General features: G+C 38.1%; 14 protein-coding genes. 5 read left to right on the top strand and 9 right to left on the bottom strand.

Annotated elements, in window-relative coordinates; translation table 11 throughout:
• Positions 1-31: 31 nt before the first annotated feature.
• The 4 genes from purT to AC6H0J_RS02695 form a co-directional block, all read right to left on the bottom strand.
• A complete protein-coding gene (gene purT / locus AC6H0J_RS02710) occupies positions 32-1,213 on the bottom strand; it encodes a formate-dependent phosphoribosylglycinamide formyltransferase (RefSeq protein ID WP_005629398.1) in 1,182 nt (393 codons plus the stop codon).
• Positions 1,214-1,221: 8 nt separating this feature from the next.
• Positions 1,222-1,725: an S-ribosylhomocysteine lyase gene (gene luxS / locus AC6H0J_RS02705; RefSeq protein ID WP_005629399.1), complete on the bottom strand. Its 504-nt coding sequence runs from the start codon at positions 1,723-1,725 to the stop codon at positions 1,222-1,224.
• Positions 1,726-2,057: 332 nt separating this feature from the next.
• Positions 2,058-2,531 (bottom strand): YqaA family protein, encoded by a 474-nt coding sequence (locus AC6H0J_RS02700; protein WP_005629400.1) that lies wholly within the window; start codon positions 2,529-2,531, stop codon positions 2,058-2,060.
• Positions 2,531-3,133 (bottom strand): beta-phosphoglucomutase family hydrolase, encoded by a 603-nt coding sequence (locus AC6H0J_RS02695; protein ID WP_005629401.1) that lies wholly within the window; start codon positions 3,131-3,133, stop codon positions 2,531-2,533. The genes AC6H0J_RS02700 and AC6H0J_RS02695 overlap by 1 nt, the downstream gene beginning before the upstream one ends.
• A 113-nt stretch (positions 3,134-3,246) precedes the next feature.
• Between AC6H0J_RS02695 and AC6H0J_RS02690 the strand changes: the two genes are divergently transcribed.
• Positions 3,247-3,648, top strand: coding sequence for a PRD domain-containing protein (locus tag AC6H0J_RS02690; RefSeq protein ID WP_005629402.1), 402 nt, complete (start codon positions 3,247-3,249; stop codon positions 3,646-3,648).
• A 32-nt stretch (positions 3,649-3,680) separates the two neighbouring features.
• On the opposite strand, the gene AC6H0J_RS02685 is transcribed toward AC6H0J_RS02690, so the two are convergent.
• Positions 3,681-4,976: an NAD(P)/FAD-dependent oxidoreductase gene (locus AC6H0J_RS02685; RefSeq protein WP_046953410.1), complete on the bottom strand. Its 1,296-nt coding sequence runs from the start codon at positions 4,974-4,976 to the stop codon at positions 3,681-3,683.
• A 141-nt stretch (positions 4,977-5,117) separates the two neighbouring features.
• Here AC6H0J_RS02685 and AC6H0J_RS02680 point away from each other — a divergent pair, with 141 nt between their 5' ends.
• Positions 5,118-6,170 (top strand): extracellular solute-binding protein, encoded by a 1,053-nt coding sequence (locus tag AC6H0J_RS02680; RefSeq protein ID WP_046953409.1) that lies wholly within the window; start codon positions 5,118-5,120, stop codon positions 6,168-6,170.
• A 70-nt stretch (positions 6,171-6,240) separates the two neighbouring features.
• On the opposite strand, the gene hslU is transcribed toward AC6H0J_RS02680, so the two are convergent.
• Both hslU and hslV read right to left on the bottom strand, forming a co-directional pair.
• Entirely contained in the window at positions 6,241-7,575 is a 1,335-nt protein-coding gene (hslU, locus tag AC6H0J_RS02675) for an ATP-dependent protease ATPase subunit HslU (RefSeq protein ID WP_005629405.1), read from the bottom strand.
• 10 nt (positions 7,576-7,585) lie between these two features.
• Complete coding sequence (gene hslV / locus AC6H0J_RS02670; protein WP_005629407.1) at positions 7,586-8,113, bottom strand: ATP-dependent protease subunit HslV; 528 nt, start codon at positions 8,111-8,113, stop codon at positions 7,586-7,588.
• Between the two features lie 218 nt (positions 8,114-8,331).
• Between hslV and aphA the strand changes: the two genes are divergently transcribed.
• Positions 8,332-9,039: an acid phosphatase AphA gene (gene aphA, locus AC6H0J_RS02665; protein WP_118817379.1), complete on the top strand. Its 708-nt coding sequence runs from the start codon at positions 8,332-8,334 to the stop codon at positions 9,037-9,039.
• Between the two features lie 68 nt (positions 9,040-9,107).
• Here aphA and secB read toward each other — a convergent pair whose 3' ends face one another.
• Positions 9,108-9,617, bottom strand: a complete 510-nt coding sequence (gene secB / locus AC6H0J_RS02660; RefSeq protein ID WP_065264916.1) for a protein-export chaperone SecB — start codon at positions 9,615-9,617, stop codon at positions 9,108-9,110.
• Positions 9,618-9,630: 13 nt separating this feature from the next.
• A complete protein-coding gene (locus AC6H0J_RS02655) occupies positions 9,631-10,077 on the bottom strand; it encodes a rhodanese-like domain-containing protein (protein WP_497512786.1) in 447 nt (148 codons plus the stop codon).
• 220 nt (positions 10,078-10,297) lie between these two features.
• Between AC6H0J_RS02655 and ansB the strand changes: the two genes are divergently transcribed.
• Together ansB and AC6H0J_RS02645 are read left to right on the top strand one after the other, a co-directional pair.
• Positions 10,298-11,347 carry an L-asparaginase 2 gene (ansB, locus tag AC6H0J_RS02650; RefSeq protein ID WP_118817381.1) on the top strand — a complete coding sequence of 350 codons (1,050 nt, stop codon included), beginning with the start codon at positions 10,298-10,300 and terminating at the stop codon, positions 11,345-11,347.
• Positions 11,348-11,504: 157 nt separating this feature from the next.
• Positions 11,505-12,827 carry an anaerobic C4-dicarboxylate transporter gene (locus AC6H0J_RS02645; protein WP_118817382.1) on the top strand — a complete coding sequence of 441 codons (1,323 nt, stop codon included), beginning with the start codon at positions 11,505-11,507 and terminating at the stop codon, positions 12,825-12,827.
• Positions 12,828-12,947 lie beyond the last annotated feature (120 nt).

The raw sequence follows: 12,947 nt of genomic DNA, 5'->3' as shown, positions 1-12,947 counted from the left end.
ATGCGATAAATTTTTACCGCACTTTCGATTTTTATAAACTAATTTCTAGCTGTTCATAAGCTTGTTTTACTTTTTCCAACGCTTTTTCAACGGATACATCACGCGCAAGTAAAACGCCTAAGCGTCGATGACCATTCACCTCACCCTTACCAAATAATCGAATATTAGTATGAGGTTGTGCCAGTGCTTTTTCGATTCCACCAAATTGCACATTTTGTGATTTGCCTTCCACAACAATAGCTTTAGACGCCGATGTGCTAATCAACGTAATTTCAGGGATTGGTAAACCTAAGATCGCACGAGCATGTAAAGCGAATTCAGAAAGCTCTTGAGATATCAGCGTTACCATTCCTGTATCATGAGGACGCGGTGATACTTCATTGAAAATTACCTCATCGCCACACACAAACATCTCTACACCGAAAATACCGAATCCACCCAATGCACCAGTAATCTTCTCAGCAATCGATTGCGCTTTTGATAGTGCAATATCCGACATAGCTTGAGGCTGCCAAGATTCCCGATAATCACCATCTTCTTGACGATGACCTATTGGCGCGAGGAAACTTGTACCATTGATATGGCGTACTGTCAGTAACGTGATTTCATAATCAAATTTGACAAAACCTTCAATAATTACTCGACCTGCACCTGCACGCCCGCCTTCTTGCGCGTAATCCCAAGCTTTTTGAATATCATCTTTAGACTTTAAAATGCTTTGCCCATGTCCAGAAGAAGACATAATCGGTTTCACCACACAAGGAATACCAATTTTTTCGACCGCACTTTGAAAGTCTGAAAAATTATCTACAAATTGGTAAGGCGAAGTTGGTAGCCCCAACTCTTCTGAAGCTAGACGACGAATCCCTTCACGATTCATCGTAAGTTGAGTTGCTTTTGCAGTCGGCACAACATTAAAGCCGGCTTGTTCTAATTCAACCAAAGTGGCAGTCGAAATAGCTTCAACTTCGGGAACAATGTAGTCAGGCTTTTCTTTCTCCACAAGCACTTTCAATGCTTCACCATCTAACATAGAAATGGTATATGCACGATGTGCCACTTGTTGTGCTGGGGCATTTTCATAGCGATCAACTGCAATAACTTCAACGCCTAAACGTTGCAATTCAATCACTACTTCTTTACCTAGTTCACCAGAACCCAACATCATTACTTTGGTTGCATTAGGGGTTAATGCTGTGCCAAGTGTTGTCATGATTTCTCCTATTTTAATAACGAATCATCGAGTGCCAAATCTTCATTTTTATTCACGCCTACACCGCGTGCGATAACATTTTTTGCAATTTCGTGTGCTTCTTCCAAAGAATGTTCCGTATAAGTACCGCATTGATAGATATTTAATTCAGGGATAGTTTTTTGATCTTGCACACCTAAAATATCCTTCATTGAAGCTAGCCAAGCTTGTGCTACTTGCTGTTCATTTGGCGTACCAATCAAGGACATATAGAATCCCGTGCGACATCCCATCGGAGAAATATCAATAATTTCAACGCTATCGCTATTTAAATGATCACGCATAAAACCCGCAAACAAATGTTCAAGCGTATGAATACCTTTTGGAGGAAGAATTTCTTTATTTGGAATACAGAAACGTAAATCAAAAATAGTAATGTCATCACCTTTTGGCGTGCGCATCGTTTTTGCAACACGTACTGCTGGTGCATTCATTTTGGTATGATCCACTTTAAAACTATCAAGTAATGGCATAAAGTTTTCCTTATAAATCAGTAAATTAAAAATAAATTTGAATAAATGTTCATTTTTTTGCAAATTCTAATGAACTTTATGGCAAGGTTCATTGTCTTATTTAACAAGCAATTTGCAGTTGTTTTAATAAAATTGGTTCCTTAGGTTATTTGCCCCATATTCATTGTGGGGCTTTTTTTATCCCGAATTTTTATTTAAAAAATTTTCAGAAAAATTTGAACTTTCTTATAAAGTGCTAGTCTCATAGAACAAGCAACTTGCAGTTGTTTTAATAAAATTGGTTCCTTAGGTTATTTGCCCTGCATTCATTGTGGGGCTTTTTCTTGCGCATTTTATAATAAGAATGGTGCACTAAAAAACAATAACGCAACATAACGAACCAGTTTTCCAAGAAAGATAAAGACGCTACTTACCACAAAATTTAATCTTAACCAACCTGCTATGGCACAAAATAAATCACCAACGACAGGTAGCCAGCTTAAAAGTAAAGTAATCGCCCCATAACGCTTTATCTGATTCGTGACCCATAAAGTGCGGTGATTTTTTGGATCAAATTTTGGCATCCATCGCCCAATCCCGTAAGTGGTTAAACTTCCTAAGCTATTTCCAGCGGTTGCAATCAATATTAGAGCTAATATATCTGCGTTAAATAAAGAACCTAACATTAATTTAGGTACAGCAAGCGCAACAAATATAACTTCTGAATTACCTGGTAATACCGTTGCACTCAAGAATGCACTAAAAAACATAAGGCATAACGCATGAGTTTGCCAAAAATCAGCGCTAAAAAATGAAAAAATATCCATTATCTTGGCGAAATGATTTCTCGTGTACGCACATCAAACACGTCCATTCCCGCATTTAATCCCGCTTGCACACCTAAATCCGCATCTTCAAATACGATACAACGACTTGGATTCGCTTGAATTAATTCCGCACAACGTAAAAAAGTTTCTGGATGTGGTTTATGTTCTTTTACATCATCTGCGCTGACAATGGCATTAAAGTAAGGTGCGATAGCCAGTTTATCCATCAACATATCAATAATTTTACGATGTGAGCCAGAACCTAGAGCAATCGGCTTTTTCTGATGGAAGGATTTAACAATCTCAAAGGTTGGCAATAACTTTGATTGAGTCGGAATAAGTTGATAAGACAACTCACGTTTTGCAGCCAGCACATCCTCAATTCGATCTAGTGGCATATTCGCCGCTTTCATCATTTCCTCCGCGATGGTTCGAACCGTCGCTCCACCAAAGTTATACATAATTTGACAATCAAATTCATAGCCAAATCGCTCTCCCACCATCGTCCAAGCCTGCGCATGCACGGGCATGGTATCGATTAAAGTTCCATCCATATCAAAAATCAATCCTTCATATGGATTGAACATCTCATAATCTAACATTTTTACATCCTTACAAATTTTTTACCATTTTGCTACAAAACTGTGATCTGTGCACTGTTTTATTTCAGTAAAGTGCGGTAAATTAGTGAACAAATTTTGAACTAATAAAACAAATGCGGTTATTTAAGCAACTAGAACGTTGGAAAATTCGCAGGCAAATAAATCAATCTATTATTGATGTGGTATTTCGTTTACGAGATCGATTAGCTTATTACTGGCAAGCTGATGTGAATACGCCTCAAGTGGATTTTATGTTGCTGCACATTGCTTGTAGCTTAGGTCGAATAGAACGAGGGGGTTGCGTTTCACCACTTTATCCAGAAATGCTTAAAGAAATTCAAAGTGCGGTTATTTTTCCACAAGTTTTAGCCATTCATCAAGATTTACTCAAGTTGATGCCGTTTTCCATTCCTGAAGCAGAACAAACTTATTTTTTAGCGAACATTCATTCTTTGGTTCTTGAGCAGAAACAATTAAAGCATGTGGTAATAAATAAGCCCACTCATAAAAAATGACCTAGTTTTTAAACTAGGTCATTTTTTATATCTTAACGATATTTATCTAAAAACTTGTAATACTGCACACCAATCTTTGTCGCAAGATCTTTGATAATTCGACCACCATAAACAGAAGGGACTTTCAGACCTTCAAAAATAGATAAACGTTCATCGTCACCCAAAATCGCCTCCGCTACAATTCGGCCCGCAAGCCCCGTCAAAGCAACACCGTGACCAGAATAACCATGAGCAAAATAAATGTGCGGAGAAATACGACCAAAATGTGGCGTTGAGTTTAAGGTCATATCAATCGGACCTGCCCATCCATAATCGATTTTTACATTTTCAAGTTGCGGGAATACGCGCAACATATTTTTCCGCATAATCGCGACCATATCTTTTTCTGAGCTAGAATCACTACCGAAGAGCAAGCGATTGTCGGCACTTAAACGATAATAGTCCAATAATAAGTTGTTATCGCACACCGACATGCCATTATTAATGACAGAATCAGCAACCGCTTGGCTTAGCGGCTCTGTGGCGATAATAAAACTTTCTACAGGTAATATTTTACGATTAATTCCGTGATGAATAGCTTTCGGGAGAGCATCAATATAAGCATTGGTGGCTAAAATAACGTCTTGAGAAATAACCGCACTTTTAGCTGTTTTAACCTCAACGCAACCTTTCTTTTCAACCATATCCACTACGGGAGATTGTTCAAAAATCTGAACACCCAGATCGACACAAGCTTTCGCTAAACCTAAGCAATAATTAAGTGGATGTAAATGTCCTGAGTTACTATCAAATAAGCCGCCCACATAAATATCACTGCCTAAGTGTTGTTTTAATTTAGCTTTATCCCAAAGTTGCATATTCTGATAGCCAAAATTCTCATGACTTTCTTTTTCAATTTCAATTAAGTCATCCATTCGGCGTTCATTTAATGCCAATGTGGCATAGCCTTTTTTCCAGTCGCACTGAATGCCATATTTTTCAATACGCTCATCAATAATATCAATGGCCTCTAATGACATATTCCAAAGTTTATGCGCTTTATCTTCGCCAACTTGTTTAACGTATTCATCAATGCCTTCTTCAAAGCCATTAATTGCCTGCCCACCACTACGACCAGAAGCACCAAATCCTACTCGAGCGCCCTCTAATACAATGACTTTTTTTCCTTTCTCCGCCAGTTCTAATGCCGCAGATAAACCAAAAAATCCAGCCCCGATCACACATACATCAGCATGTTCAATTTGAGTGAGCGGTGGGAATTGAAAATCTTGGTTACGAGAGTCGAAATAATAAGAGCGAACGTGTTCTTGATAGGCAAAATTAAGCATAAAAAATCTCTTAGGAAAAAACTGGCAAAATCTTACCCCGAAAGGGAAATATGTCAAACCTTTTACGAAAAAAATGCTATACTGCGCGCGCGCAAAATTTGCGCGTTTTATGATGAACGATAACCCTCGGAGGTTAATAAATTGAAAAAATTCTTTGCTCACTCACTCAAAAATCTTTTCCTTTCCACCACCGCACTTTTCGCGGCTTCCGCTTTTGCCAATAACAAACTTTACGTCTATAACTGGACAGACTACGTGCCTTCTGATTTAGTCGCACAGTTCTCTAAAGAAACTGGCATCGAGGTAATTTATTCTACCTTTGAAAGCAACGAAGAAATGTATGCGAAACTTAAACTAACTCAGAATACTGGCTCTGGCTATGATTTGGTGTTTCCATCAAGTTATTATGTAAATAAAATGATTAAGGAAAAGATGCTTCAACCGATTGATCAAAGTAAATTGACCAATATTCATCAAATCCCTAAACATTTATTAAATAAAGAATTCGACCCAGAAAATAAATATTCATTACCTTACGTTTACGGACTTACTGGTATTGAAGTTAATGCGGATGAGATTGATCCTAAAACTATCACCAGCTGGGCGGATTTATGGAAACCTGAATTTAAAGGTAAAGTTCTCATGACCAGTGATGCGCGTGAAGTATTCCACGTAGCATTATTGCTTGATGGTAAATCGCCCAATACCACCAATGAAGGAGACATCAAAACAGCTTACGAGCGTTTAGAAAAACTTTTACCAAATATAGCGACCTTTAACTCTGATTCGCCAGAAGTCCCTTATGTACAAGGTGAAGCAGCAATTGGTATGATTTGGAATGGTTCTGCTTATTTAGCACAGAAAGAAAATCCATCTCTTCAATTTGTGTATCCAAAAGAAGGCGCAATTTTCTGGATGGATAACTATGCGATTCCAACTACAGCAAAAAATGTTGAAGGCGCACATAAGTTCATTGACTTCTTACTTCGTCCAGAAAATGCCAAAGTTGTGGTAGAACGCATGGGCTTTTCTATGCCAAATGAAGGAGTAAAAGCATTACTCAGCCCTGAAGTTGCCAATGATCCTAAACTATTTCCACCAGCATCAGAAGTAGAAAAAGGGATTATGCAAGGAGATGTTGGTGAAGCGGTTGATATTTATGAAAAATATTGGGGCAAATTAAAAACCAATTAATTTCTCAATTTAGAAAACAAAAAAGTGCGGTGAAAATTCACCGCACTTCTTATATCAGAGAAGAAAATATTTAAAGAATAAAACGACTCAAATCTTCATTTTCAACCACTTCGCCAAGTGCATCCGCTACATAAGCCGCATCAATATTGACCGTTTGACCATTCATGTCACTTGCACTGAAAGAAATTTTATCCATTAAACGTTCCATTACCGTATGCAAACGACGTGCACCGATATTTTCCGTTTTTTCATTCACACGGAATGCAGCCTCAGCAATTTTCTTCACTGCGTCGGTTGTAAATTCAATATTCACCCCTTCTGTTGCCATCAAAGCTTTATATTGCTCGGTTAAAGAAGCATGCGGCTCCGTTAAAATACGCTCAAAATCAGCCGCACTTAATGCGGTAAGTTCAACGCGAATCGGCAAACGCCCCTGTAACTCAGGAATTAAATCTGAAGGGCGAGCAACTTGGAATGCACCTGATGCAATAAATAAGATATGATCAGTTTTAACCATTCCGTGTTTGGTACTAACTGTCGAGCCTTCCACTAACGGAAGTAAATCACGTTGCACGCCTTCACGCGATACATCTGCACCGCTGTATTCACCTTTCTTACAAATTTTGTCAATTTCATCGATAAAGACGATACCATTTTGTTCTACCGAATCAATCGCTTTTTGTTTAAGTTCTTCAGGGTTAATTAATTTTGCTGCTTCATCATCAATCAACGCTTTTAACGCATCTTTAATTTTCATTTTGCGTTTTTTCGTTTTATCTGAACCTAAATTTTGGAACAATGATTGCAGTTGATTTGTCATTTCTTCCATGCCTGGAGGAGCCATAATTTCAACCCCCATAGACACGCCCGCAGACACATCAATTTCGATTTCTTTATCATCTAATTGACCTTCACGTAATTTCTTACGGAACGCTTGGCGAGTACTGCTGTGACTATCATGGCTTTCAACTTCGCCCCATTGATTTTTAGCTGGAGGAAGTAAAGCATCCAAGATACGCTCTTCAGCCGCGTCTTCAGCTCTTGCTCTGTTCTTCGCAATTTCCTGCTGACGAACAAGCTTCATCGCACTATCCGTTAAATCACGAATAATGGAATCCACCTCTTTCCCCACATAACCCACTTCGGTAAATTTCGTTGCTTCCACTTTGATAAATGGCGCGTTAGCTAATTTTGCCAAACGGCGCGCAATTTCAGTTTTACCCACACCAGTTGGACCAATCATTAAAATATTTTTTGGGGTCACTTCATGACGCAAAGGTTCTTGAAGCTGCATACGACGCCAACGGTTACGCAATGCAATCGCCACAGCACGTTTTGCATCGGCTTGACCAATAATATGTTGATCTAATTCAGAAACTATTTCGCGAGGAGTCATTTCAGACATGGCTTTTTCCTTAATTTGGTAATTCTTCAATAGTGAAATTGGTATTTGTGAACACACAAATATCACCAGCAATTTTCAAAGATTTTTCAACAATTTCACGAGCAGAAAGTTCGGTATTTTCCACCAATGCACGTGCTGCAGACAACGCATAGTTACCACCCGATCCGATTGCTAAAATTTGATCTTCTTCTGGTTGAACTACGTCGCCAATACCCGTGATGATTAAACTTTCTTTTTCATCCGCCACAATTAACATCGCTTCTAACTTACGGAGTGCACGATCTGTACGCCAATCTTTTGCTAATTCCACCGCACTTTTTAGTAAGTGCCCTTGGTGCATTTCAAGTTTACGTTCAAATAATTCGAAAAGCGTAAATGCATCTGCGGTACCACCGGCAAAACCAGCAATCACTTTGCCATTATATAAACGACGCACTTTTCGTGCATTGCCTTTCATGACGGTATTACCCAAAGAAACTTGTCCATCACCGCCTACGACGACTTGTCCATTGCGGCGTACGCTTACAATCGTTGTCATTGTTCTGTCCTTTATAAAGTGAAAAGTTGTTCGTTATATGGCGGTAAATTAACAAAATTCAAGGGAAAATACTCTTTTGCCGATTTATTCGCCAAAAATAATCAAAAAATGTGAGCACGATCATACTTCAAAATAGCAAACGTTTGCTTTAAATTGATATAAAACATAAAATGTGTATGATACATAGCAATCAATGACCATCCAACTAGGAGTTTTTTATGAAAAAGATGATCAAGCTATCTGTTGTAGCTTTATTAACCGCAGCAGCAATTCCAGCTATGGCAGGAAAAACTGAGCCTTATACCCAATCAGGTACAAATGCGCGTGAAATGTTGCAAGAACAACCAATTCACTGGATTTCAGTAGATCAAATTAAAAAAGAATTAGAAGGCAAAGGCCCAATTAATGTCAGCTTTGATATTGATGATACCGTACTTTTCACCAGCTCTTGTTTCTATTATGGTCAACAAAAATATTCTCCAGGTAAACAAGACTATTTGAAAAACCAAGATTTCTGGAATGAAGTCAACGCAGGTTGTGATAAATATTCCATTCCAAAACAAATCGCTGCTGATTTGATCAAAATGCACCAAGAACGCGGAGACCAAATTTATTTTATTACAGGTCGTACTGCAGGGAACGTGGATGGCGTAACACCTATATTACAAAAAGCGTTTGATATTAAAAATATGCACCCTGTTGAATTTATGGGCGGACGTGAACGCACAACTAAATACAACAAAACCCCGGGCATTATTGCACATAAAGTTAGCATTCACTATGGCGACAGCGATGATGATGTATTAGCAGCTAAAGAAGCGGGTATTCGTGGTATTCGTTTAATGCGTGCAGCAAACTCAACTTATCAACCAATGCCGACTTTAGGTGGCTATGGTGAAGAAGTGTTAATCAATTCAAGCTATTAATTGACCGCACTTTAACAACAAAAAAGGCAAGTTAGGATTCCTAGCTTGCCTTTTGTTTTACCACTTAATTAGTGTTTAGTTTGACCTTCTTCAGATTTTTCTTCTGCATTTTCTGCTTGTTGACGATTCATATATTCAACAAACAATGCATCAAAGTTTACTGGAGATAAATTCAACGCAGGGAACGTACCACGATTTACTAGGTTAGACACTAATTCACGCGCATAAGGGAAAAGCATATTTGGGCATTGAGAAGTTAAACAATGCGCCATTTGAACATCTTCTAAACCGCTAATAGTGAATACGCCCGCTTGTTTTACTTCACAAATAAATGCGACATCACCACTATCTTCAAGTGTAGTTTCAACAGAAATGTTTAATACCACTTCATATAAGTCATCACCAACTTGGGTTGTTTCGGTGCTTAAATCAAAACCAAGTTTTGGTTTCCATTCTTGTTGGAAAATATGTGGAAGATTTGGTGCTTCAAAAGACACGTCTTTCACATAAATACGTTGAATTTGAAGAACGGGTTGTTGTTCTTCTGTTGTTGCGACGTCTTGTTTTTGTTCTGACATTTTCTATTCCTTATTATTTATGTTTTTTAACTAAAGGTAAATTTGCCGCCGCCCATGCAGAAATGCCTTCTTTTAACACAAACACACGGTTAAAACCTTGTTTCGCTAAAAGTATAGCTGAAGCTGGTGCGGAAACACCGTTAATATCTACCAACACAATTGCTTTCTCTTTGTGCTGTTCAATTTTACCGATGTTTTGATTTTTAATTTCGCTTGGAAGTAAATTAATGCTATCAATGATATGACCACGTTGAAATTCTTCAATACTACGTAAATCCACCACAATAGCTTCATCCGCATTTATTAAACGAATTACCTCATTGTGAGTAATTACTTTAAATTTACTCGTTGCACCTTTATAGAAGGTATAAATTACCATCACGAAAATCGCAAACCAAGAAACCGCTAAAAGAGAATGTTTTTGAGCAAACTCTGTTGCCATTGGGATAAATTCTTGCATTGTTTTCTCTACTGATTAAGTACGTCAAAATAGGGCTCAAGTATAACCGCACTTGGATTATCTTTCAAAAAAATTATGTTTAAATACCGTTCTTGCATAAAGGTTATACAATTAACAAAAAATTATGTGATCGGGATCATAAATTTACTTTTTCATTATTCAGAATAGCTCAATTTAGTTAGATCATTAGAAAGGAATTTTTATTCATTAGGAGAAATCTATGAAATTAACTAAATTAGCCTTATGTACTTTATTTGGTCTAGGTGTTTCAATAGCAAATGCAGCTGACTTACCAAATATTACAATCTTAGCAACGGGTGGTACTATTGCAGGAAGCGGGCAAAGTTCGGTAAATTCTGCGTATAAATCTGGACAATTAAGTATTGATACTTTAATTGAAGCTGTACCAGAAATGAAAAATATTGCCAACATTAAAGGTGAGCAAATTGTAAAAATAGGCTCACAAGACATGAATGATGAAGTCTGGCTAAAACTTGCAAAAGCCATCAATGCTCAATGTAAAAGTACTGATGGATTTGTCATTACCCATGGTACAGATACCATGGAAGAGACGGCTTATTTCTTAGATTTAACCGTAAAATGTGAAAAACCGGTTGTTCTCGTAGGGGCAATGCGTCCTGCAACAGAAAAAAGTGCTGATGGTCCATTAAATCTTTACAATGCTGTCGTTGTCGCAGCAGACAAAAAATCGAGTGGCCGTGGCGTTTTAGTCGCAATGAATAATGAAGTACTAGGTGCTCGCGATGTCACAAAAACCAGTACGACCGCAGTGCAAACTTTCCATTCACCAAATTATGGCTCTCTAGGCTATATTCATAACAGCAAAGTGGACTATGAACGTTCCCCAGAAAGCAAACATACCATCAACACTCCGTTTAACGTAGAAAAATTAGATAGCCTACCAAAAGTGGGAATTATTTATGCTTATTCAAATGCACCAGTTGAACCACTAAACGCATTACTCAATGCTGGCTATCAAGGGATTGTATCTGCAGGAGTTGGCAATGGAAATATTAATGCTGCACACTTAGATCGCTTAGAAAAAGCCGCGAAAGATGGCGTCGTTGTAGTTCGTTCTTCTCGTGTACCAACTGGCTATACAACTCGTGATGCTGAAGTTGATGATAGTAAATATGGCTTTGTAGCATCAGGTACTTTAAATCCACAGAAAGCCCGCGTGCTGTTGCAATTATCTTTAACTCAAACTAAAGATCCAAAAGTAATTCAACAATATTTCGAAGACTTCTAAGATCAATTGTAATAAACAAAAGTGCGGTTATAAATAACCGCACTTTTGACCACAATTTATTGATCCATGTTATGGAATCGATACCTATTTGTTGCTATATTAGTCGCTGTTTTAACAAATAAAACAAAGATGTTTTTTAATTAACTTAGGGGGCAGTATGTCTGCAATGTTCTTACTACAATTTGCCATCGTATTATTGTGTATCTTTGTGGGTGCACGTGTAGGTGGTATCGGTTTAGGTGTATTTGGTGGTTTAGGCCTTGCTATTCTTTCTTTTGGCTTTGGTCTAAAACCAGCAGGTTTACCTATTGATGTTATGTTTATGATTATGGCTGTAGTGGCAGCGGCGGCGGCAATGCAAGCAGCTGGCGGTTTAGACTACATGATCAAAATCGCAACCAAAATCTTACGTCGTAATCCTAAACACATTACTTTTATCGCACCAGCAGTAACTTGGTTATTCACTTTCTTAGCGGGTACTGGCCATGTAGCATATTCTGTATTACCAGTTATCGCTGAAGTGAGCCGTCAAAACGGTATCCGTCCAGAACGTCCAATGTCAATGGCGGTAATCGCATCACAATTTGCTATCGTAGCAAGCCCTATTGCGGCAGCTGTTGTAGCGGTCGTGGCTTACCTTGAACCTCAAGGCATCCATCTTGGCGACGTATTAATGGTAACTATTCCTTCAACCATCTTAGGTATTTTTATTGCTTGTTTATTTGTAAACAAAATGGGTAAAGAATTAAAAGATGATCCGGAATATCAACGTCGTTTAAATGATCCAAAATATGCAGATACTTTTGCTTCTACCACTTCGGTCAAAGAAGTAGAAGTGAGCAAAACAGCTAAAATTTCTGTTTCTTTATTCTTATTTGGTTCATTACTTGTTGTAATCATGGGTGCGGTTCCATCTTTACGTCCAGTATTTGATGGTAAACCAATGGGGATGGCACACACTATCGAAATCATTATGTTAGCGATTGGTGCGTTAATTATCTTAACTTGTAAACCAGATGGCACTGAAATCACTAAAGGTTCTGTATTCCACGCAGGTATGCGTGCAGTAATTGCAATCTTCGGTATTGCATGGTTAGGCGACACATTGATGCAAGCGCACATGACCGAAGTAAAAGAAATGGTGAAAGGCTTAGTTGAAACTGCACCATGGGCATTTGCCTTCGCGCTATTTGTACTTTCTGTATTAGTAAACAGCCAAGGTGCAACAGTGGCGACATTGTTCCCACTTGGTATCGCATTAGGTATCCCAGCACCTGTATTAATCGGTGTATTTGTTGCTGTAAATGGTTACTTCTTCATCCCTAACTATGGCCCAATCATCGCGTCTCTTGACTTCGATACCACGGGTACAACCAAAATCGGTAAATACATTTTAAACCACAGCTTTATGCTTCCTGGTTTATTGAGCATGATTTTCTGCTTATTAATCGGTTTAGGTCTTTCTCAGGTTATTCTTTAATAATGTGATTCGAGACAAAGAACGGTGCTGAAATAGCACCGTTTTTTATTTCCCAAATATAAACAGAAAAGAGATAAAAAAAATACCGCACTTTAATATCTCAAAGTGCGGTAATTTTTA

The sequence above is a fragment of the Haemophilus sp. THUN1691 genome, from assembly GCF_059704425.1.
This window is presented reverse-complemented; position numbering and strand designations above follow the sequence as displayed.

Bases quoted from the DNA above. Each gene is read 5' to 3' on its own strand.
- purT (WP_005629398.1), bottom strand. From the start codon at position 1,213: ATGACAACACTTGGCACAGCATTAACCCCTAATGCAACCAAAGTAATG.
- luxS (WP_005629399.1), bottom strand. From the start codon at position 1,725: ATGCCATTACTTGATAGTTTTAAAGTGGATCATACCAAAATGAATGCA.
- AC6H0J_RS02700 (WP_005629400.1), bottom strand. From the start codon at position 2,531: ATGGATATTTTTTCATTTTTTAGCGCTGATTTTTGGCAAACTCATGCG.
- AC6H0J_RS02695 (WP_005629401.1), bottom strand. From the start codon at position 3,133: ATGTTAGATTATGAGATGTTCAATCCATATGAAGGATTGATTTTTGAT.
- AC6H0J_RS02690 (WP_005629402.1), top strand. From the start codon at position 3,247: ATGCGGTTATTTAAGCAACTAGAACGTTGGAAAATTCGCAGGCAAATA.
- AC6H0J_RS02685 (WP_046953410.1), bottom strand. From the start codon at position 4,976: ATGCTTAATTTTGCCTATCAAGAACACGTTCGCTCTTATTATTTCGAC.
- hslU (WP_005629405.1), bottom strand. From the start codon at position 7,575: ATGTCTGAAATGACTCCTCGCGAAATAGTTTCTGAATTAGATCAACAT.
- hslV (WP_005629407.1), bottom strand. From the start codon at position 8,113: ATGACAACGATTGTAAGCGTACGCCGCAATGGACAAGTCGTCGTAGGC.
- aphA (WP_118817379.1), top strand. From the start codon at position 8,332: ATGAAAAAGATGATCAAGCTATCTGTTGTAGCTTTATTAACCGCAGCA.
- secB (WP_065264916.1), bottom strand. From the start codon at position 9,617: ATGTCAGAACAAAAACAAGACGTCGCAACAACAGAAGAACAACAACCC.
- AC6H0J_RS02655 (WP_497512786.1), bottom strand. From the start codon at position 10,077: ATGCAAGAATTTATCCCAATGGCAACAGAGTTTGCTCAAAAACATTCT.
- ansB (WP_118817381.1), top strand. From the start codon at position 10,298: ATGAAATTAACTAAATTAGCCTTATGTACTTTATTTGGTCTAGGTGTT.
- AC6H0J_RS02645 (WP_118817382.1), top strand. From the start codon at position 11,505: ATGTCTGCAATGTTCTTACTACAATTTGCCATCGTATTATTGTGTATC.